This window comes from Streptomyces sp. 4N509B, from assembly GCF_052245655.1.
Taxonomy (GTDB): domain Bacteria; phylum Actinomycetota; class Actinomycetes; order Streptomycetales; family Streptomycetaceae; genus Streptomyces.
Genome location: NZ_JBQQBZ010000029.1, coordinates 35,992 through 56,641, shown reverse-complemented (window position 1 = coordinate 56,641; position 20,650 = coordinate 35,992). Strand labels below are relative to the sequence as shown.

Below are 20,650 nucleotides of genomic sequence, written 5' to 3'. Positions count from 1 at the left end.
CGACGCTCAATCCGTGGCCGCCTCACGGGGGGTCGGAGTCAAGGGCTACTGGTTCACCGCTCGGAGGTCTCGCGCTCGCGCGCGGGCGCGGGCGCGGTCGCGGGCCCCGGCACGGGGGCGACCCGCTGGAGCAGGTGGATCAGGGCGTTCATCCGCCCGGCCAGCTCGTCCCACGGCCCGTCGTCCCAGCCGTGGTCCCTGCCGTGGTGCCCGTCGCCTGGGTGGTGGTGATGGTGCCGACGCGGGGGGCCGTCCCGATCGGAACGGTCCCAGCGGCCGTCCCTGTCCCACCGGTCGCGGTCCCACCGGTCGCGGTCCCACCGGTCCCTGTCCCAGCCGTCGCGGTCCCAGCGGTCCCTCTCGCCCCGCCCGTCCCGGTCCTGGCGGTCCCGTCGCCCCCGGTCGTGCCAGTCGTAGTCGAGGAGTTCGTCGAACGCCTCCTTCATGTCGTCGGCGACGTCACCGACGAGATCGCGCAACGTGTTCGTGATGCCCTTTCCCATGTCCCCTTTTCCTTTCGCCTCTTCCGCGCGGCCGTTCCTCATCCACGCTAAGGTGAGGCGTGCGAAACAGACAAGGCCCGCCGTAAAACACCGATTTCATGACGAAATTATTGGATGCCGAAGGCGGGACGGAAAAGGCGTTCAGCCGGCTTTCGGTCGGCCTTCAGTCGGCGTTCCTGCTGTCGAGAAAGGACGCCAGGCCGTCGAGTATGCGGGCGAGGCCGAATCGCATGGTCTCCTCGTTGCTCAGGCTGAACGCGTCCTCGTCGAGCGCGAAGACGTGCGGATAGCACCCGCTGGACATCGCGATCTCGATGATCGGCGTCTGCGCCCGCCAGAACTCCTCGTCGGAGATGCCGGTCTGCTCCGCCACCTGCCGCTGGAGGATGTGGGCGCGCGCGATGCCGGTCACGAACGAGTCGATGATCGTGATCACGGTGACCTTCTCCTGGCTGGTCAGGCGCAGCCCCTCGAGGACCGACAGCGCGAGGTCGAAGCCGCGCAGGGAGTTCGGGCCGAGCAGGGGGCGGCTCTGGTTGATCTGGAGCAGCCAGGGGTGCCTCTCGTAGAGCCGGAAGAGGCCGGCCCCGATGTGTTCGAGCCCTTCCCGCCAGCCCAGCTCGCCCAGCCGCCGGGCCTCCTCCTCGGAGCTCTCCCCGGCCTCCTCCCCCGGCCCGTTGACCCGGTCGAGCATCAGGTCCAGCAGCTCCGCCTTGCCGGGGACGTACCGGTAGAGCGTCATGGTGCCGACGCCGAGGGTGGCGGCGACGCGCCGCATGGAGAGGGCGGCGAGCCCCTCCTCGTCGGCGAGGGCGACGGCGGCGGTGACGATGCCCTCCAGCGTCAGCGTGGGCTTCGGGCCGCGGCTGGCCTGCTCGCGCCCCTGCCACAGGAGCTGGAGGCTGCGGGCGATGTCGCCGCTGCCGCTGTGATGTGCCGTCGTCATGTCGCTCGTCATCCTAGGTCCGACCAGCGCCGCCCGGTTATTGGGTACGACGTACCCCGTTCTCTCGGTATTATGAGTACAACGTACCCTGTACGACGTACCCAGTTCATCGCTTCCTTGATCCCGATCCCCTCGGATCCGCTCGAAGTCCCAAGACCACCCCCAGAAGCTCCCCGGGAGGGGCGTATGGCTGACCACTCGGTCGTCGCCGAAGGGCTGTGCAAGCGCTACGGCGACAAGACCGCCCTCGAAGGACTCGACCTGGAGGTGCGACGCGGCACGGTGATGGGCCTGCTCGGGCCCAACGGCGCCGGCAAGACCACCACGGTCCGCATCCTCACCACCCTGCTGCGACCCGACGGCGGCACCGCCCGCGTCGGCGGGTACGACGTGCGCCGCCAGGCACGCCAGGTGCGCCGTCGGATCGGCCTGACCGGACAGAACCCGGCCGTCGACGAGATCCTCAGCGCCCGGCAGAACCTGCGGATGTTCGGGCGCCTCTTCCACCTCAGCCGGGCTCGGGCCTCGGCGCGGGCGGAGGAGCTGCTGGAACACTTCAGCCTGACGGAGGCCGCCGACAAGCAGGTCTCCTCCTTCAGTGGCGGCATGCGGCGCCGGCTCGACCTCGCGGCCAGCATGATCCTCGCGCCCGAGGTGCTCTTCCTCGACGAGCCGACCACCGGCCTCGACCCGCGCGGGCGCAGCGAGGTCTGGCAGTCGATCCGCCAGCTGACGGCGGCCGGCACCACCGTCCTGCTCACCACGCACTACCTCGACGAGGCCGACCAGCTCTCCGACCGCATCGCCCTCATCGACGGCGGCCGGAAGATCACCGAGGACACCCCGGCCGGGCTCAAGCGCGCGGTGGGCGGGGACCGCGTCGAGGTCGTCGTGGAGGACCCGGCCGACCTGGCCGTCGCCACCAGCGCCGTCGCGAGGGTGACGGACAGCGGCGTCGAGCCGCGCACCGACGAGGAGCAGCTGCGGGTACACGCGCCCGTCAGCGACGGCGTCGCGGCGCTCACGGAGGTGGCGCGGACCCTGAAGGAGGCCGACGCCAGCGTCGTGGACATCGGGCTGCGCCGGCCCACCCTCGACGAGGTCTTCCTGCGCCTGACCGGCGCGCCGCCCGAGGAGGGCTCGGGCACGACGGGCACACCGGGCGCGACCGGCACGGCGAGCACCACGGGCAGGGCGGCGGACCAGGGCGACGCGGCGGAGACGAAGGAGGTCGTCGCGTGAGCACGACGAACACGACCGACACCACGACCGGCACCACGGCCGGCACCACGGGCCCCCTCGCGGCCGACGCCTTCGGCGTGACCGGCCCCGAGCGGCGCCTGTACTGGGCCTTCGCCGACTGCTGGACCGTCGTCCAGCGGGACCTGACCCACCTGGTGAAGCAGCCCTCGATCGTCGCCTGGCAGCTCGGCTTCCCGATCGTCTCCGTGCTGCTGTTCGTCTACGTCTTCGGCAGCGCCATGGACGTGGGCGAGGGCGTGGACTTCAAGGACTACGCCATGCCGGGCATGTTCGCCATGACGATGGCCTTCGGCTTCATGAACACGGCCATGGTCGTCACCATCGAGAAGGAGAAGGGCGTCACCGACCGCTTCAGGTCGATGCCCATGTCACCCTCGGCCGTCGTCGCGGGGCGCGGCGTCTCCGACCTGCTCCACGCCGCGCTGGACCTGGCGATCATGGCGGGCATCGCCCTCGTCGTCGGCTGGCGCTCGGACGGCGGGCTGCTGGCGACGCTCGCCGCGTTCGGGCTGCTGCTCCTGCTGCGCTTCGCGCTGATCTGGGTCGGGATCTACCTGGGGCTGCTGATGCCGAACCAGGAGGCCGCCGGCAGCCTCTTCGCCGTCGCCTTCCCGTTCGGGATGATCTCCAGCGTCTTCACGCCGCCGTCGCTGATGCCGGACTGGCTGGGCACGATCGCGATGTGGAACCCGGTCTCGGCCACCTCCGACGCGGTCCGCGAGCTCTTCGGGAACCCGCTGCCCTCCAACGGCGGCGGCTGGATCGAGGAGAACGCGATGCTGATGGCGGTGGTGTGGCCGTTGGTCATCACGGCCGTCGCGATGCCGCTGGCCGTCAGGAAGTTCCAGGGCCTCGGGCGCTGAGGGGGGAGTCAGCCCCAGCCGCCCGGGCGGCTGGGGCGATCCCGGCGCGATCCCGGCTGCCCCGGCGATCCCGGCGCGATCCCGGCCATCCCGGATGACCTCGGCCATCTCCCGGGCGATCCCGGCTGCCCCGGGGCGATCCCGGGGCGCACGGTCCTCGGCGGGCACGCGGCCCGCACGCCTCCGGCCGGACGGCGTGCGGGCCGCGACGCGCGCGCCCGACGCACTCCTTTTCGGCAGGGCCACGGGCCCGCGCGCCCTGTCGGCCGGGGCCGCCACCGGGGCCTACTTTCCGTGACGGCATGACGTGTGCCGTCGGCCCTCAGGGACGAACGGAAGGTCGACACGGATGCACGGACGCAGAACAAGGCTGGTTGGAGCGGTCCTCGCCGCGATCGTGGCGACGGCCGTTCTCAGCACGGGCGCCGCCCGGAGCGAGGAGCCGGCGGGCAGAACGGCCCCGGCCTCCACGGTGGCGCCCGACCATGCCGTGGCCGCGACCGCCGAGCCAGCGGCGGTGCCGGCCGCGACGGCGGAGGCACTGGCCACGATCCAGCAGCGGATCGCCGACCACGTCGCCGCCAACGGCACGGAGTACACCTTCGGCAGCTTCGTCGACCACGAGACCGGACGGATCGTCCTGGAGACCGACGCGCCGGCGGACCTGGTCGCCGAGCTGACGGCCCTGCCCACCGGGCTGGCGACGGCCGGGGACGTGGAGGTGCACCACAGGACCGTCTCCACCACCTTCAGCCGCCGGGACGACACCGCGCCGTTCTGGGGAGCCGCCGGCATCACCGACCAGAACGCCCGCTGCTCCTCCGGCTACGCCGTGCGCGACGCCGCCGGCGGCGTGTCCATGGTGACCGCCGGGCACTGCTTCGGGAACGGCGCGACCGTGTGGACCGAATCCCTCAACCTCGTGTACGGCACGGTGTTCGACCGGCGTCTGCCCCCGGTCACGGGAGAGCCGATCGACGTCGAGCGCGTCGGCGGGCAGTCCTACGCGGGATTCGTCTACAGCGGCGGCGTCAACAGCACCACCGCGTACAGGGTGTCCGCCGCGGGACCGGCCACCGTCGGCTTCGCCGACTACTGCCACAGCGGCCGGACCACCGGCGAGCACTGCGGCCACACGGCCGTCAGCATCGACGGGCAGGTGTGCACCGAGGTCGGCTGCACGTGGCCGGTCATCGTCTTCAACGGTGGCACCCAGCCGCAGCCAGGGGACTCGGGCGGCCCGTTCTACGTCAGGGGCAACACGGACGCGTTCATCCGGGGCCACGTCATCGCGGGCTCCGGCGTCACCTCCTACGCCACACCCTGGACCGAGGTGGAGCGCGTCTACGGCGTCTCCATCGTCACCGGCTGACGCGCGTGCCGCGCGCGGGGAGCCGACGTCCGCCGACCGCCGACAGGCGCTGACCCCGCGCCGACCACAACGCGCTCGGGCCGTTCGACCCCCGCCGTCCGGGGGCCGAACGGCCCGAGCGCCTCCGTCGTGCGGCCGTCCGTCCCGACGGCCGTCCGGTGACCGTCAGAGCCGGTCGATCACGTAGTCCACGCAGGCCGTCAGGGCCTCGACGTCCGCCGGGTCGACGGCCGGGTACATCGCGACGCGCAGCTGGTTGCGGCCGAGCTTCCGGTACGGCTCGGTGTCCACGACCCCGTTGGCCCGCAGCACCTTCGCGATCGCCGCCGCGTCCGTGCCCTCGGCGAAGTCGATCGTGCCGACGACCTGCGAGCGCTGCTCCGGGTCCGTCACGAACGGGGTGGCCAGCTCGTGCTTGTCCGCCCAGCCGTAGAGGCGGGAGGCCGAGTCGGCGGTGCGCTGCGTGGCCCACGCCAGGCCGCCCTGGCCGTTGATCCAGTCCAGCTGCTCCGCGAGCAGGAAGAGCGTGGCCACGGCCGGGGTGTTGTACGTCTGGTTCTTGCGCGAGTTGTCGATCGCCGTGGGCAGCGAGAAGAACTCCGGCACGTGCCGGCCCGAGGTGTGGATCCGCTCGGCGCGCTCCAGCGCGGCGGGGGAGAAGATCGCGATCCACAGGCCGCCGTCGGAGGCGAACGACTTCTGCGGCGCGAAGTAGTACACGTCCGTCTCGGCGATGTCGACGGGCAGGCCGCCCGCGCCGGAGGTGGCGTCCACCACCACCAGCGAACCGGCGTCCGCCCCCGCGACCCGCTGGAGCGGCATGGACACGCCGGTCGAGGTCTCGTTGTGGGTGAGGGCGTAGGTGTCGACGCCGTGCTGGGCGCGCGGCAGCGGGTGCGAGCCGGGGTTCGCCGTGATGACCGTGGGCTCGTCCAGCCACGGGGCGCGGCTCGCGGCCTTCGCGAACTTCGACGAGAACTCGCCGAACGACAGGTGCTGCGACTTCGCCTCGATCAGGCCGTGCGTCGCGACGTCCCAGAACGCGGTGGCGCCGCCGTTGCCCAGCACCACCTCGTAGCCCTCGGGCAGCGAGAACAGCTCGCGCACGCCCGTGAGGACCCTGCCGACGAGGTTCTTGACCGGGGCCTGGCGGTGGGAGGTGCCCAGCAAAGAGACACCCGTGGCGCCCAGGGCACTCAGCGCCTCGGTGCGCACCTTGGAGGGGCCCGATCCGAACCGGCCGTCGGCGGGCTTGATGTCAGCGGGAATCTGGATATCGGCCACGGGTCGGAGCGTAGTCCGTCCGGCAGTCGGGACAGCAACGTGTCCGGCCGGTGAGACTCGTGTCGCCAGTCCGTGGACGGGTCCGCGCCGGGCCCGGCCCGCAGCGTGGCGACGCCGGGTGGCGACGCCGGGCCGGGGCCGGGCGGACCGGGCGGGACCGGGGGCGCGCGGCGGTGACCGAAGGCGCCCGCCACCGCGCGCCCGCCCGCCGCACGCCACGGCCCCGGCCGCTCAGGCCCCCAGCAGCACCGGCAGTGCCGCGAGTTCGTTCTGCGTGACGATCGGGAGGTTGCGCAGCTCCTCGTCCGCGACGGCCAGCTCCAGCGCGGGGAAGCGCGCGAAGAGTGCGGGCAGCGCGATGCGCGCCTCAAGGCGCGCCAGCGCCGCCCCGGGGCAGATGTGGGGCCCGTGGCCGAAACTGATGTGCCGGATCGGCGTCGGCCGCGTGACGTCGAAACGGTCCGCGTCCGCGCCGTGCTGCGCCTCGTCCCAGCCGATCGCGTGGTACGAGATCACCAGCCCCTCGCCCCGCCGGATCACCGTCCCGCCGACCTCGACGTCCTCCGTGGCGAAACGCATCAGCAGGTGCGGGGTGGGGGAGTCCCAGCGCATCGTCTCCTCGACGACCGCCTCCCACGACACCTCGCCCCGCTGCACCAGCTCCCGCTGCTCCGGGTTCCCGCACAGCGCGCGCACCGCGTTGACGATGAGGCTGATCGTGGTCTCGTGCCCGGCGGCCACCATCGCCTTGAGGTTCCCCTCCACCTCCTCCTCCGTCAGCGGCTCGCCGCCGTCCTCGGCCGCGAGCAGCGCGCTGGTCAGGTCGTCCCCCGGGTGCTCCTTCTTCTCCGCCACCATGCGGGCGAAGAAGACGTCCAGCTCCCCGATCACGGCCAGCCGCTCGTCCTGCGGCGTGAGGCCGCTGAAGAACGCCTCGTAGAGCCGGTGCAGCCGCGGGTGCTCGGCCGGGTCCACGCCCATCAGGCGGCTGACGACGACCATCGGCAGCGGCTGCGCGAACACCGCCTTCAGGTCGACGGGCCGCCCGTCGGCGCCCTCCTCGGCCAGCGCGTCGAGCAGCCGCGCGACCGTCTCCTCGACGACGGGCCGCTGCTCCTCCACCCGGCGCGCCGTGATGGCCTGCGCCGTCTTGGCGCGCAGCCGCCGGTGCTCGGCGCCGTCGACGGTGAACATGCTGCGCCCGGAGTCGATCATGCCGATCAGCGGCCACTGCCGGGTCACCTTGCCGGTGCGCCACAGCTCCCACTGGTTGATGTCCTTCACCAGCCGGGGGTCGGTCAGCAGCCGCCGGGCCTCGGCGTGGCTGGTGACGGTCCAGGCGGTGACGCCGCCGGGCAGCTCGATGTGGGTCAGGGGCCCGGCGTCGCGCAGGCGGCGGGTCTCGCCGCGCAGGTCGCGCACCAGGGGGTCGAGGACGATGGGGTCGACGACGGGGTCGGGGTCGTGGTGGACAGGACAGCTCATCTCGTTCCTCCAACGGGATCCGTCCGCGGGATCCTCACAACGGGACCGCCTGAGCGAGACCCTACGGACCGTTCTCCGCGCCGCACACCCCCACCCCCGTGTGACCCGCGCGGCCCTCGCGGCCCACGAGCCCGCCGCCTCAGCGGAACTGACGCACCGTCGGCGTGAAGCGGACCGGCAGCCGGGTGAGGCCCCGCAGGAACGGCGAGGGCCGCCGCGTCAGCTCGTCGGCGGGGACCGCGAGGTCGATGTCCGGCAGCCGGTCGAGCAGCACCTCGATCGCGGTGCGGGCGATGATCTCGGAGATCTCCTGTGCCGGGAACGGGCAGCGGAACTCGCCGTGGCTGAAGGAGAAGTGCGCCCCGTTGCCGCCCGTGTGGACACCGACCTGCTCGTGCACCTGCGGGTCGCCGTTGGCGCCGGCCAGGCCCAGCAGCAGCATGTCGCCCGCGCGGACGTGCCGGCCGCCGAGCTGGGCGTCGCGGGCGGCCCAGCGGCCGGCGAGGATCTGGGTGGGTGTGTCGGCCCACAGCACCTCGTTCATGGCCTGGCCGATGCTCTGCTGGCCGCCGGAGAGGGAGGCGGCGAAGCGCTCCTCGGTGAGGATCAGCCGCAGGGAGTTCCCGATCCAGTCGGCGGTGGGCTGGTGCCCGGCGATGGTGATCGCCGCCAGGTCCAGCTGGAGCTCCTGGTCGGTCAACGCGATCCGGTGGCCCAGCATCCGCGAGGTCACGTCGGGCCCGGGCAGCCGGCGCTTGGCCGCGACCAGCTCGGCGAGGGCGGCGAGCACCCGCTGGTGGCTGGCGATCGCGTCCTCGCCGCCGTCGGCCAGCGCGTTCATGTCGCGGGCGAGCTCGGGGGCCTGCTCGTCGCGGAAGCCCACGACGCGGGCCAGGGCGAGGACCGGCAGCAGCCGCGCGTAGTCGCCGACGAGCTCGGCCGCGCCGCTCCCGCAGAAGGCGTCGATCAGGCCGTCCGCCAGCTCCTCGGTGTCCTTGCGCAGCTGGAACGGGTCGACGGCCTCCAGCGCGTCGCCGACGACCTCGGCGTGACGCTTGTGCTCCTCGCCGACCGTGTAGTAGATCGACGGCTGCTTCTTGTTGACCATGGGCAGCAGCGGCCAGTCGTCCGGGATGTTGGGCCACTGGTTCCACAGGTCCATGTCCCGCGTGAACAGCGTCGGGTCGCTGGTGACGCGGTGCAGCTCGCGGTAGCCGACGACCAGCCAGGCGGGGATGTCGCCGGGGAGCGTCACGGGCACCACGGGGCCGTGGTCGCGGCGCATCTCCTGGTAGAGGTGGGCCGGGTCGGTGTGGAAGCGCGGGCCGCTCAGCGGCACGGCGTCGGGCTCCGCGCTGGGCACGGCGGAGGTGGGCGCCGTCGGGGGCTGCTGCTGGGCGGTCATGTGGGGGATCCTTCGCTTCGTTCCTCGAACGGTGGCATCGGTGGCGACGGTGGGATCGGGGTCGACGTGGCATCGGCGTCGACGGTGGCATCGGCGTCGACGGGGTCAGGGGCGGCGTCGGGCCCCGGACGGCGAGTCTCGCGCGGCGGGCCTCACGGCGAGGTGAGGGACCGCAGATGTTCGACGAGCGTTATCAGGACGTTCTTGCTGGAGGACCGGGACCGGGCGTCGCAGTCGACGAACGGGATCCGCTCGTCGAGGTCCAGCGCCTCCCGGATCTCGTCGTGGCTGTGCTGCGGGCCGCCGAAGTCGTTGCGTGCCACGATGAACGGCGTCCCGTGGTGCTCCAGCCGGTCGATGGCGTACCAGCAGTCGGCCAGCCGCCGGGTGTCCACCAGCACCACCGCGCCGAGGGTGCCGCTGAAGAGCCGGTCCCACAGGAACCAGAACCGCTCCTGCCCCGGCGCGCCGAAGAGGTAGAGGACCGTCTCCTCGTTGATGCTGATCCGTCCGAAGTCGAACGCGACGGTCGTGGCGGTCTTGCCGCCGACGCCGCTGAGGTCGTCGACGTCCTGGCCGGCCTGGGTCATGACCTCCTCGGTGTTGAGCGGGCGGATGTCGCTCACCGAGCGGACCATGGTGGTCTTGCCGACGCCGAAGCCGCCGACGATCACGATCTTCAGACCGTTGCTCGCGGCGGCGTTCAGGTGGGGGCGGGGCGCGTCATCGGCCCGCGCCGGGGCCGTCGCGTCAGGGGTTGCCGTCGCGTCAGAGGTTGCGGAGTCCAACGAGCACCTGTTCGAGGAGTTGTGGGTCGGGAAGGTGGGAGTCGGCCTCGTCGCCGCCGTCGGCGCCGTGGCCGCTGCCGCCGTCGTCACCGCCGCTCCCGTCGGCCGTGCGGGCCGCGCGGCTGGTGACGGGGTGACGGGCGGTGATGTGGCCGGAGTCGAGCAGGTCGCTCAGCAGGATCCGCACGATGCTGACCGGTAAACGCAGCTCGGCGGCGATCTCGACGACCGCCGTCGGGTAGTGGCACAGCCGCAGGATCGTGGCGTGCTCCGACTGCATGCCGGGGGTCGGCCCACTCTCGGCGACCACGAGCGTCACCAGGTCGAAGACGTCAGTACCGGCGCGGCTGCGCCCACCCGTGACGGTGTACAGCCGGTCGGGGTCGTCGTCGCGGCCAGGGCGGCGCATCCGGTTCATGGGCGGCTCGGCGGGGCCGTCGAGGCGTCCGCGGCGTGACGCGGCGGGGAGGTGAGGTGTTCGCCGAGCTGCTCGACGAGCTCGGTCATGTTGTGCCCGATGAGGCCGACGTCGGCGTCCTCGCCCGCGATGATCGCCAGGTGGGCGCCGTCCCCCGCCTCCACGATGAAGAGGATGCCGCCGTAGAACTCGGTCATCGACTGCCGCACCCCGCCGGTGCCGTCACCGAACTCGATCGACGCTCCCTGCGACAGGCTCTGGATGCCGGCGGAGATCGCGGCCAGCTGGTCGGCCTGGTCCTGCGTCAGCTCCGGTGTGTGGCACAGCCTCAGTCCGTCGCGCGACAGCACCAGCGCGTGGCGTGCGCCGGGTGTGCGGCCCACGAGGTTCTCCAGCAGCCAGGTGAGCTCCGCGGTGGTGCCGCGACTCGGGGCCTGGGGTCGTGTCCCCGTCGATGGTGCGGTCATGCGTCGTCGTCCTCCGGATGAGGCGCCGAGGTGGCGGATACGGTGGATGGTGTGGACGGCTCGACCGGTGTGGACGGTCCGTCCGGCGCGTCACCCCGCGCTGGTGTGGCGGGAGCCGCGGTCGCCGTGGCTTCCGCGGCGGCTTCCACGGTGACGGTCGGGGTCGCCTGGCTGTCCTGCGGGCCGCGCACGGCGTCACGGAAGGCCCGCAGCCGCGCCGCGGAGCTCTCGGGCGTGCGGGGTGGGCGGGGGGTGGCCGGCTGGGCGGCGGCGCGACGGCGGGTGCCGGGGACGCCGTCGGGGTGGGCGTTGGCCAGGGTCCTGCCGCGTCGCCGCTTCGGCAGACCGCTGGCGCCGTACTCCACCGGGCCGTCGGAGCCGCGCGTGCCGACCGCGTCGTCGGAGCCGGGCGCGTGGTCGTCGGTGGCGCGGGGCACGGCGGAGGCGGCCGGGGCGGCCGGCTCCCGCCGGGTGGCGGTGGCGTCCGTGGTGTCCGTGGTGTCCGTGGTGTCCGCGAGGTCCGTGGTGCCGGCGGTGTCCGGGCCGTTCGCCCGGTCCGCGACGCGGGAGGCGGCACTCGCCGCGAGACCACGCGTCGGCGCGGCACCCGTCGCCTCCATCGCCTCCGTCGCGTCGGCGGCCGGGGCGCGCCGCTCGCGCGACGCCACGCGCTCGTCGTCCGACGGCACGCGGTTGATCAGCTCGTGCGGGATCATCAGCAGCGCCCCCGTGCCGCCACGGGCCGAGGGTCGGAACGACACCGACAGCCCGTGCTTGCGCGCGAGCACACCCACCACGGCGAGGCCGAGCCGGCTGCCGGACAGGCTGGTGAGGTCCAACGGCTGGTCGCGCGCCACCGCGCGCTCGGCGCGGCGCAGCGCCACGTCGCCCATGACCAGGCCGCTGTCCTCCACGGTGACGATGACGCCGGCCGGCACCTCCTCCACGTAGACGTGGACCTCGGAGGTGGGGGGCGAGAAGTTCGCGGCGTTGTCGAGGAGTTCCGCGAGGGCGTGCATGACGCCCTCGGCGGCGTGGCCGGCGACCGTCACCGTCACCGTGCAGTGCAGCCGCACCCGCTGGTACCCGCCGATGCGGCCCATCGCGCCGCGCAGGATGCTCTCCATGACGATGGGCTTGGCCCAGCGCCGCCCGGAACGGGCCCCGGTCAGCACGGCGATGCTGTCGGCCAACCGCCCGGCCTGCGCCGTGCGGTGGTCGAGGTGGAGCAGGTCCCCCAGGACGTCGGGGTGGGCGTGGCGGTGCTCCATGTCGCGCAGGTCGGCGAGCATGCCCGTGGCCAACGCCTGCATCCGGCCCGCCGCGTTGGCGCAGGCCGCCATGGCGGCGTTCTTCTCCGTCTGGCCGCGGCCCACCTCCTCGGCGACGGAACGCAGCACCGTCTGGTAGGGCTCGGCCTGCGGCGCGTCGGGGATCGTCTCCGCCAGCGCGGTGGCCGACGACTGGCCCTCGCGCAGCAGCCGGACCAGCGTTGGCACGGTCTCGTGGGCGAAGCGCGCCGTCTCGGCCTCCGCCTCGGCGATCCCGGCACGCGCCTGACGCAGGCGCCCCAGCGACCACGTCGCGACGCCCACGGCCACGCACAGCGCCACCGCGCCGGCACCCGCGCCCCACGCCAGCGTCGCCTCGAACGACTCCGGCGCCGCGTACATCGCCCCGAGCCACGCGACGCCCGTGGCCGTGACGGAGACGAGCAGGGCGATCAGCAGGGGACGAACGGGTGGACGCTCCGCCCGCGTTCTACGGCGCTCCGGGGAAGACGGGAGCGTCCGTGGCGTCTGCAGAGTCTGCGCTGTCATCTATGGGTCCTCATCGGGCGGCACTGACAGGCGATAATCCGCCCACACTATAAGTGAGTCCCAGGGGATGGGTTCCGGATTCACGGGTGCTGCACACGGCGATCACCGGGTGGCGAGGACGACGTCGGGACGGCGGCCCGGGTCGACGGCGCGGACGACGGTCGTGCGGACGGTCGTGGCTACCAGCGGTACCGGGGATAGGCCGCGTCGCTGGGAACGATCTCGCTGCCGAGGGGCATGAGCGAGACGGGCACCATCTTGAAGTGCGCCAGGCCGAACGGGATGCCCACGATGGTCAGGCAGAACGCGACCCCGGCCGTGATGTGCGCGATCGTGATCCAGATGCCGGCGAAGACCAGCCAGACCACGTTGCCGATGCCGGAGGCGATGCCCGCCTCCGAACGCCGGACGATCGTGTTGCCGAAGGGCCACAGCGCGTAGCGGGCGATGCGGAAGCACGCGATGCCCCAGGGGATGGTCACGACGAGTACGAAGCAGATCAGGCCCGCGACGGCGTAGCCCAACGCCATCCACAGGCCGGAGAAGATCAGCCAGACCAGGTTCAGCAGCGTCCTCAGCACTCCTCCAGCGTCGCACGACGACCGGCGGCCCGCCGGGAGACGGCTCCGGGCGATTCGGGCTCTGAGATCCTCGCCATCCGTGGTGGGCGGCCACCGCGTTCCGGTGTCCGACCAACGCGCCCCTGCCAGATCGACGTCGGCCGGATCGGCGGTGCGCAGGTCGGCCGTGGTGGTGTCCATCGATGCTCTTCCTCTCGTTCCCGCCTACGCCCTGACGGGGCGGTGGTCTCGTGGAGTAGGAGCCTGCGGCGAGCTTGATCGTGAACTCCGGAAGCCGGGTTTCCTCGACCGGGGACGGCGACGCCACGCGTCGACGGCCCGCGACGTCGCAGCCGCGTCGACCGGCCGCGACGCCGGTCACGACCACACCACAGCGGGCCGCGCCGAGGCCCGCACCGTGCCCCACCCGCGTTCGACGCCGTCGAGGGGGCACGCTAGGTCCCATGGCACCCACACCCGCGACCCCAGGACCCCCATCCCCACCAGGACCATCCCCGACGCCGCCCGAGGACGCCCGCGCCCTCGCCGCGGCGCTGCGCGACGCCGTCGGCGGCGAGGTGGCGTTCGACGCGGGAAGCCGTGCCCTGGTCACCCAGGACGCCTCCAACTACCGCCGCGTCCCGCTCGGCGTCGTCTCCCCCCGCGACGCCGACGACGTCGCCGCGGCCCTCGCCGTCTGCCGCGAGCACGGCGTGCCGGTCGTGGCGCGCGGCGGCGGCACCAGCATCGCGGGGAACGCCACCGGCACCGGCGTGGTCCTGGACTTCACCCGCCACATGAACCGCGTCCTCTCCCTCGACCCGGACGCCCGCACCGCCACCGTCCAGCCCGGCGTCGTCTGCGACGCGCTGCGCGCCGCCGCCGCCCGCCACGGCCTCACCTACGGGCCCGACCCCTCCACCCACAGCCGCTGCACCCTCGGCGGCATGATCGGCAACAACTCCTGCGGCTCCCACTCCGTCGCCTGGGGCACCACCGCCGACACCGTCGAGTCCCTGGCCGTCCTCACCTACCGCGGCGAGCGCGCCGTCCTCGGCCGAGGCGGCGACGGCCTGCCGCCGGAGCTGCGCCGCTCCGTCGAGGAGCTGACCGGCCGCCACCTCGCCGCGCTGCGCACCGGGTTCCCCGAGCTGCCGCGCCGCATCTCCGGCTACGCCCTCGACGCGCTGCTGCCCGAGCACGGCCGCGACCACGCCCGCGCCTTCACCGGCAGCGAGGGCACCCTCGGCGTGCTCACCGAGGCGACCGTCCGGCTGGAGCGCGCCCCCCGCGCCCGCGCCCTCGCCGTCCTCGGCTACGCCGACGAGGCGGCAGCCGCCGAGGCGGCGGCCGGGCTGCTGCCCTACCGGCCGCTCACGGTCGAGGGCATGGCCGTGGACCTGATCCCCGACCCGGCCGTCCGCGCCCCGCTGCCGCGCGGCGCCGCCTGGCTGTTCGTCGAGACCGGCGGCGACACGCCCGCCGAGGCCCGCGCCCGCGCCCTGGAACTCGGCCGCGTCGGCGACGCCGACGGCACGGCCGCCATGGACCACACCGTCGTCGACGACCCGGCCGCGCAGCGCGTGCTGTGGCGCATCCGCGAGGACGCCTCGGGCACCGCCACCCGCCGCCCCGACGGCGGCGAGGCGTGGCCGGGCTGGGAGGACTGCGCCGTGCCGCCCGCCCGCCTCGGCGCGTACCTGCGGGACTTCCGCGAGCTGCTGGCAGGACACGGGCTGCGCGGCGTGCCCTACGGCCACTTCGGCGACGGCTGCATCCACGTCCGCCTCGACCTCGACCTCACCCACACCGCCGGCATCCGCGCCTTCCGCGCCTTCTCGGTCGACCTCGCCGACCTCGTGGTGCGCCACGGCGGCTCGCTGTCGGGGGAGCACGGCGACGGCCTGGCCCGCTCCGAGCTGCTGCCCCGCATGTACGGCGACGAGCTCGTCGCCGTGTTCGACGCCTACAAGCGGCTGTGGGACCCCGACGAGCGGCTCAACCCGGGCGTCATCGCCCCCCGCAGGGCACCGGTCGACGCCGACCTGCGCTTCGTCGGGCTGCCCGGAGGGCCGGGCAGGGAGGGGGAGCGGGTGGCCGTCGCGTTCTCCTACCCCCACGACGACGGAGACTTCGCGCAGGCCGTGCGGCGCTGCGTCGGCGTCGCCAAGTGCCGCGAGGACACGGCGGGCAACGACGTCATGTGCCCGTCCTTCCGGGCCACCGGCGCCGAGCAGCACTCCACCAGGGGCCGGGCCAGGCTGCTGCACGAGATGCTGACCGGCGAGGTCGTGACGGAGGGCTGGCGTTCGCCCGAGGTCGCCGAGGCGCTCGACCTGTGCCTGTCGTGCCGGGGCTGCCGCTCCGACTGCCCCGTCGGCGTGGACATGGCCACCTACAAGGCGGAGTTCCTCCACCACCACTACGCCGGGCGCCGCCGCCCCGCCTCCCACCTCGCGCTCGGGCGCCTGCCCACCTGGCTGCGGCTGCTGTCGACGCTGCGCCTCGCGCCCGTGGTGAACCTCGCCGCCCGCGTCCCGCCGCTGACCGCGCTCGCCAAGCGCCTGGCCGGCATCGCCCCGCAGCGGCCGATCCCGGCCCTGCCGCGCGTCCCGTTGACCAGGCGGCTGCGCCTCGACGACGACCACAGCGGGGACAGGGGCGACGGAGCCGGGGGCGGGGCCGGTGCCGGGGGAGGGGCCGGAGCCGGGGGAGGGGCCGGAGCCGGGGACGTGCTGCTCTTCCCCGACACCTTCACCAACCACCTCTCCCCCGAGGCGGGGGAGGCCGCCGCCCGCGTGCTGACCGCCGCCGGCCTGCGCCCCACCCTCCCCGACGGGCCGGTCTGCTGCGGCCTGACCTACACCACGACGGGACAGCTCGACCGCGCCCGCGCCGTGATGCGCCGCACCCTCGACCGCATGGAGGCGGTCCTCGACGCCGGCCTGCCCGTCACCGTCCTCGAACCGCCCTGCGCCGCCGCGCTCCGCACCGACGTGCCCGAGCTGCTGCCCGACGACCCGCGCGCCCGCCGGCTGGCCACGGCCGTCCGCACCTTCGCCGAGACGCTGGCCGAACGCGCCCCCGGGTGGGAGCCGCCCCACGTCGGCCGCCCGGTCGCCGGCCAGACCCACTGCCACCAGCACGCCGTCCTCGGCGACGCCGCCGACCGCCGGCTGCGCGAGCGGGCGGGTCTGACCGGCGAGCTGTCGGCCGGCTGCTGCGGGCTGGCGGGGAACTTCGGCTACGAGAGGGGCCACTACGAGGTCTCCGTCGCCTGCGCCGAGGACGTGCTGCTGCCGGCCGTCCGCTCGGCCCCGGCCGACGCCGTGCTGCTGGCGGACGGGTACTCCTGCCGCACCCAGCTCGACCAACTCGGCGGCCACCGCGCGCGCCACCTCGCCGAGATCCTCGCCGACGCCCTGCACGACGAGCCGGCCCCGGCCGCGCCCACGGGGCGAAAGGGTCGCACGAGGCGCCGTCGACACCCTTGACGCTCCCCTGGGGGACTTCTACCTTGACGTGGAACGTTCAGCAGAATGGTCAGCGTTCACCCACATGAACCGGTCCCGGGAATTGCCCAACAGGAGGTCAAGGGACATGCGCATACGCGAGATACGCATCACGCCCGTGGCCTTCCGGGACCCGCCGCTGCTGAACGCCATGGGCGTCCACGAACCCTGGGCGCTGCGCGCCGTCGTCGAGGTCGTCAGCGACGAGGGCCTCACCGGCCTCGGCGAGACCTACGGCGACGCCTCCCACCTCGAACGACTCAGAGCCGCCGCGACCGCGCTCACCGACCCCGACGCCCCCGTCGACGTCCACGCCCACCATGCCCTCTACGCCCGCGTCGCCGCCAGTGTGGGCAGCGCCGTCGTCACCGACCAGCACGGCCTGACCGGCGCCGGCAGCAACCAGAAGACGGTCGACGCCGTCTTCGCCGCCTTCGAGACTGCCTGCCTCGACATCCGCGCCCGCGCCGCCGGCCTGCGCGTCGTCGACCTCCTCGGCGGCCCGGTCCGCGACGCCGTCCCCTACAGCGCCTACCTCTTCTACAAGTGGGCCGCCCACCCCGGCCAGGCCGAGGACCGCTTCGGCGCCGCCCTCGACCCCGAGGGCGTCGTCGCCCAGGCCCGCCTCCTCGTCGAGGAGTACGGCTTCGGCTCGATCAAGCTCAAGGGCGGCGTGCTGCCGCCCGACCAGGAGATCGAGGCGATCCTGGCGCTGCGCGAGGCGTTCCCCGACCACCCCCTGCGCCTGGACCCCAACGCCGCATGGACCCCCGCCACCTCGATCCGCGTCGGCAAGGCGCTGGAGGGGGTGCTGGAGTACCTGGAGGACCCCGCCCCCGAGATCGCCGGGATGGCCGAGGTCGCCGCCGAGGTGCCCATGCCGCTGGCCACCAACATGTGCGTCGTCACCCCCGAGCACCTGCCGCCGGCCATCGACCGGCGCGCCATCGGCGTCCTCCTGACCGACCACCACTACTGGGGCGGCCTGCACCGCTCCTCCCAGATCGCGGCCCTGTGCGAGATCTTCGGCCTCGAACTGTCGATGCACTCCAACACCCACCTGGGCATCAGCCTGGCCGCCATGACCCACCTGGCCGCCGCCACCCCCGGCATCACCCACGCCTGCGACACCCACACCCCCTGGCAGGACGGGCAGGACGTCGTCGCGCCGGGCGCGCTGCGCTTCGTCGACGGTGCCGTGCCCGTGCCGGAAGGCCCGGGGCTCGGCGTCGAGCTCGACCGCGACGCCCTCGCCGTCCTGCACGAGCAGTACGAGCGCTGCGGCATCCGACGTCGGGACGACACCGTGTACATGCACCGGTTCGAGCCCGACTTCCAGCCCAGGCGCGCCCACTGGTAGGCCGCCGGACCGCCGCGCGGGGCGGGTCCGTCTCCGCGCCCGCCCCCGCATCACCCTCGCGTCCCCCCCACGCTCAGCGATCCGTAGAAGCGAGAACAGAAGAACCAGAAGAACCAGCAGAACCAGAAGAAGAAGCAGCAGTAGCAGTAGCCAGAGCACCAGCCGTAGCACCAGCCAGAGAAGCAGTAGCAGCTCCGTAGCGGCAGCACCGGCCGTATCGGCAGCCCGACCCGCCTTCCCGCCTTCCCTCTCGCCGCTCCACCCGTAGACCCCACGACTCCCCGGCCCTGGCCCCGGCTCCAGCCCGCGCGCCCCGTTCCCCCACCAGCGCCACCCCGCACCACCCACCTCGCACCGCACCGCACCGCCCCGCCCCTGGTTCGTCCTCCCGTTCGCCTTCATAGCAAGCGCTTTCTCTCAAACGCCCGTTTCCACTGGACTTAAGGAGCTGAGCCACGATGTCAGCGCTCGACTGGATTGTGGTCGGCGGCTACTTCTTCGTGATGGTAGCCATCGGCTGGTGGTCGAAGAAACGCATCCACACCATCGCCGACTTCTTCACCGCGAGAGGCAAGATCCCCTGGTGGCTGACGGGCATATCGCACCACATGTCCGGCTACAGCGCCGTGATGTTCGTGGCCTTCGCCGCCGTCGCCTACAACTCCGGACTCACCGTCTACGTCTGGTGGGCGATGACCATCGGCCTCGGCATCGGCGTCGGGGCCTTCCTCTTCGCCCCACGATGGAACCGCCTACGCGCCAAGCACGGCGTCAAGTCCCCCCTCGAGTACCTGCTGCGGCGCTACGACCTCCCCACCCAGCAGGTCCTGGCCTACAGCGGCGCCGCCCTGAAGGTCGTGGACATCGCCGCCAAGTGGGTGGCCGTCTCCGTCCTGCTGGAGGGCTTCGCTGACATCCCCATGGAGTGGGGCATCGTCATCACCGGCGTCGCGACCATGGCCTACATGACGGTCGGCGGACTGTGGGCCGACGTCCTCACCGACATGGGCCAGTTCGTCATCCAGGGTGTCGCGGGCGTCGCCATGTTCATCGCGATCATGGGCGAGCTCGGCGCCGACTTCCCCTGGGCCATGTGGAGTGACCTGCCGGCCGACCACAACGACCCCGTCAACGACACCGTCACCACCACCCTCATCCTCGCGTTCCTGCTGGTGAAGACCTTCGAGTACAACGGCGGCATGTGGAACCTGGCCCAGCGGTACATGGCCTCCCCCTCCGGCTCGGAGGCCCGCCGCTCCGCGCTGCTGTCCAGCGCGCTGTGGCTGCTGTGGCCGTTCATCCTCTTCCTGCCGATGTTCGCCGCCCCGCTGATCGTCCCGGGCCTGGAGAACGGCGAGGAGTCCTACATCGCGCTGTCGCAGGAGCTGCTGCCCGCCGGACTCATCGGCCTCATGCTGGCCGGCTTCTTCTCCCACACCATGGCGATGGTGGCCTCCGACTCCAACGTCATCACCGCCGTCATCACCCGCGACATCGCCCCGGTCATCGTGCCGAAGGTGCGGCGGCTCGGCCAGGCGGCGCAGCTCAGGTTCGCGCGCGTCACCACGGTCGTCTTCGTCGCGACGAGCATGATCATCGCCATCACCACGGGCGGCGAGGGATTCGTCCTCGACGTGGTCGTCGACCTGGTGGCCGCGACGATGGGGCCGATCTCCATCCCGTTGATGCTCGGGCTGCTGCCCTGGTTCAGGCGCTGCGGGCCGATCGCCGCCATCACGTCCTGGGCCGGTGGCCTGGCCGTCTGGTACGTCGTCTTCTACATCGTGGAGGACGCCTCGCAGACCCAGGTCGTCAGCCTCCCGCTGCTGACCTCGCTCGTCCTCTACGTCGGGATCGGGCTCGTCCGGCCGGATCAGCGCGAGGAGCGGGACGTGCTGCTGGAGTCCCTCAACACCGACCCGACGCCCGAGGAGGCGGCGGCGGTGGCGGCCAGGGACGACGAGCCCGGCCCCGCGCCCGAGCGCGTCACCGCGTAGCCACGGCGAACGGCTGTGGACACCGGTCACGGGCCGCGACGACCCTCGGTCCTCGTCGTGGCCCGTGGCCCGTGGCCCTGACTTCCTGGTCGTGGCCCTGGCCGTGATCGTCGGTCCTCACACGGAGAAGGAGATCACCCGTTCGGGACGCACCCGCACCACCAGACGCACGACGTCGTCCGGCTCGGGCGGCGGGTCCTCGCCCAGGTACTTGTGGGACAGCCGCCGCCCGAGCTCCTTCTCCTGGTCCTCCTCCAGCTCGGCCCTGCCCCGGATCTCCACCGAGCGGTAGGGGTTCGCGGAGTCGAACAGCGTGACGCTCACCCGAGGGTCCCGCCTGAGGTTCCGCGCCTTCTGACGGTCCGCCCGCGTGGAGAACACCACGGTGTCCTCCTCGCGCCCCAGCCACACCACCGAGGTCTGGGGCGCGCCGCTCGCCAGCAGCGTCGCCACCGTGGCGAAGTTCTTCCCGTCCAGCAGCTCCCGCGTGGCCGCGTCGAACGTGACGCGCTGTGCGCCTGCCCCGCCCGCGTTTTCGTTCGCAATCTCAGTCATGACTGCTGAAACGATCACGGCCGCGCCGGCATTCCGCCGCGAACACGCGTTT

At 73.0% G+C, this 20,650-nt stretch carries 17 protein-coding genes; 6 read left to right on the top strand and 11 right to left on the bottom strand.

Going from position 1 to position 20,650, the window contains the following annotated elements; translation table 11 throughout:
• Positions 1 to 53: 53 nt before the first annotated feature.
• Together ACTWP5_RS23710 and ACTWP5_RS23705 are read right to left on the bottom strand one after the other, a co-directional pair.
• Positions 54 to 503 (bottom strand): hypothetical protein, encoded by a 450-nt coding sequence (locus ACTWP5_RS23710; RefSeq protein WP_443223107.1) that lies wholly within the window; start codon positions 501 to 503, stop codon positions 54 to 56.
• A gap of 163 nt (positions 504 to 666) precedes the next feature.
• Positions 667 to 1,449, bottom strand: a complete 783-nt coding sequence (locus tag ACTWP5_RS23705; RefSeq protein WP_443223106.1) for a TetR/AcrR family transcriptional regulator — start codon at positions 1,447 to 1,449, stop codon at positions 667 to 669.
• 186 nt (positions 1,450 to 1,635) lie between these two features.
• Here ACTWP5_RS23705 and ACTWP5_RS23700 point away from each other — a divergent pair, with 186 nt between their 5' ends.
• The 3 genes from ACTWP5_RS23700 to ACTWP5_RS23690 all read left to right on the top strand — a co-directional run bounded on the left by ACTWP5_RS23700 (position 1,636) and on the right by ACTWP5_RS23690 (position 4,947).
• Positions 1,636 to 2,691 carry an ATP-binding cassette domain-containing protein gene (locus ACTWP5_RS23700; RefSeq protein WP_443223105.1) on the top strand — a complete coding sequence of 352 codons (1,056 nt, stop codon included), beginning with the start codon at positions 1,636 to 1,638 and terminating at the stop codon, positions 2,689 to 2,691.
• Entirely contained in the window at positions 2,688 to 3,575 is an 888-nt protein-coding gene (locus ACTWP5_RS23695) for an ABC transporter permease (protein WP_443223104.1), read from the top strand. Before ACTWP5_RS23700 ends, ACTWP5_RS23695 begins: the two co-directional genes overlap by 4 nt.
• A 349-nt stretch (positions 3,576 to 3,924) precedes the next feature.
• Entirely contained in the window at positions 3,925 to 4,947 is a 1,023-nt protein-coding gene (locus ACTWP5_RS23690; RefSeq protein ID WP_443223103.1) for a hypothetical protein, read from the top strand.
• A 165-nt stretch (positions 4,948 to 5,112) separates the two neighbouring features.
• Here the strand turns inward: ACTWP5_RS23690 and serC are convergent, their stop codons facing one another.
• The 8 genes from serC to ACTWP5_RS23650 all read right to left on the bottom strand — a co-directional run bounded on the left by serC (position 5,113) and on the right by ACTWP5_RS23650 (position 13,192).
• A complete protein-coding gene (gene serC, locus ACTWP5_RS23685) occupies positions 5,113 to 6,231 on the bottom strand; it encodes a phosphoserine transaminase (RefSeq protein WP_443223102.1) in 1,119 nt (372 codons plus the stop codon).
• A gap of 231 nt (positions 6,232 to 6,462) precedes the next feature.
• Positions 6,463 to 7,716 (bottom strand): cytochrome P450 family protein, encoded by a 1,254-nt coding sequence (locus tag ACTWP5_RS23680; RefSeq protein WP_443223101.1) that lies wholly within the window; start codon positions 7,714 to 7,716, stop codon positions 6,463 to 6,465.
• 139 nt (positions 7,717 to 7,855) lie between these two features.
• Complete coding sequence (locus ACTWP5_RS23675; RefSeq protein ID WP_443223100.1) at positions 7,856 to 9,121, bottom strand: cytochrome P450; 1,266 nt, start codon at positions 9,119 to 9,121, stop codon at positions 7,856 to 7,858.
• A 152-nt stretch (positions 9,122 to 9,273) separates the two neighbouring features.
• A complete protein-coding gene (locus ACTWP5_RS23670) occupies positions 9,274 to 9,909 on the bottom strand; it encodes a GTP-binding protein (RefSeq protein WP_443223099.1) in 636 nt (211 codons plus the stop codon).
• The gene (locus ACTWP5_RS23665) at positions 9,890 to 10,318 is read right to left on the bottom strand and encodes a DUF742 domain-containing protein (RefSeq protein ID WP_443223098.1); all 429 of its coding nucleotides are present in this window, start codon (positions 10,316 to 10,318) and stop codon (positions 9,890 to 9,892) included. The genes ACTWP5_RS23670 and ACTWP5_RS23665 overlap by 20 nt, the downstream gene beginning before the upstream one ends.
• Positions 10,319 to 10,323: 5 nt before the next feature.
• The gene (locus ACTWP5_RS23660; protein ID WP_443223097.1) at positions 10,324 to 10,794 is read right to left on the bottom strand and encodes a roadblock/LC7 domain-containing protein; all 471 of its coding nucleotides are present in this window, start codon (positions 10,792 to 10,794) and stop codon (positions 10,324 to 10,326) included.
• On the bottom strand, positions 10,791 to 12,614 hold the full coding sequence (locus ACTWP5_RS23655; protein ID WP_443223096.1) for an ATP-binding protein: 1,824 nt from the start codon (positions 12,612 to 12,614) through the stop codon (positions 10,791 to 10,793). Before ACTWP5_RS23655 ends, ACTWP5_RS23660 begins: the two co-directional genes overlap by 4 nt.
• A 179-nt stretch (positions 12,615 to 12,793) precedes the next feature.
• Positions 12,794 to 13,192, bottom strand: a complete 399-nt coding sequence (locus ACTWP5_RS23650; protein WP_443223142.1) for a YccF domain-containing protein — start codon at positions 13,190 to 13,192, stop codon at positions 12,794 to 12,796.
• A gap of 446 nt (positions 13,193 to 13,638) precedes the next feature.
• Between ACTWP5_RS23650 and ACTWP5_RS23645 the strand changes: the two genes are divergently transcribed.
• The 3 genes from ACTWP5_RS23645 to ACTWP5_RS23635 all read left to right on the top strand — a co-directional run bounded on the left by ACTWP5_RS23645 (position 13,639) and on the right by ACTWP5_RS23635 (position 20,043).
• Positions 13,639 to 16,668, top strand: coding sequence for an FAD-binding and (Fe-S)-binding domain-containing protein (locus ACTWP5_RS23645; RefSeq protein ID WP_443223095.1), 3,030 nt, complete (start codon positions 13,639 to 13,641; stop codon positions 16,666 to 16,668).
• Between the two features lie 106 nt (positions 16,669 to 16,774).
• Positions 16,775 to 18,046 carry an enolase C-terminal domain-like protein gene (locus ACTWP5_RS23640; protein WP_443223094.1) on the top strand — a complete coding sequence of 424 codons (1,272 nt, stop codon included), beginning with the start codon at positions 16,775 to 16,777 and terminating at the stop codon, positions 18,044 to 18,046.
• Between the two features lie 458 nt (positions 18,047 to 18,504).
• On the top strand, positions 18,505 to 20,043 hold the full coding sequence (locus ACTWP5_RS23635) for a sodium:solute symporter family protein (protein WP_443223093.1): 1,539 nt from the start codon (positions 18,505 to 18,507) through the stop codon (positions 20,041 to 20,043).
• A 117-nt stretch (positions 20,044 to 20,160) separates the two neighbouring features.
• On the opposite strand, the gene ACTWP5_RS23630 is transcribed toward ACTWP5_RS23635, so the two are convergent.
• The gene (locus ACTWP5_RS23630; RefSeq protein WP_443223092.1) at positions 20,161 to 20,598 is read right to left on the bottom strand and encodes a PPOX class F420-dependent oxidoreductase; all 438 of its coding nucleotides are present in this window, start codon (positions 20,596 to 20,598) and stop codon (positions 20,161 to 20,163) included.
• Positions 20,599 to 20,650: the final 52 nt, after the last annotated feature.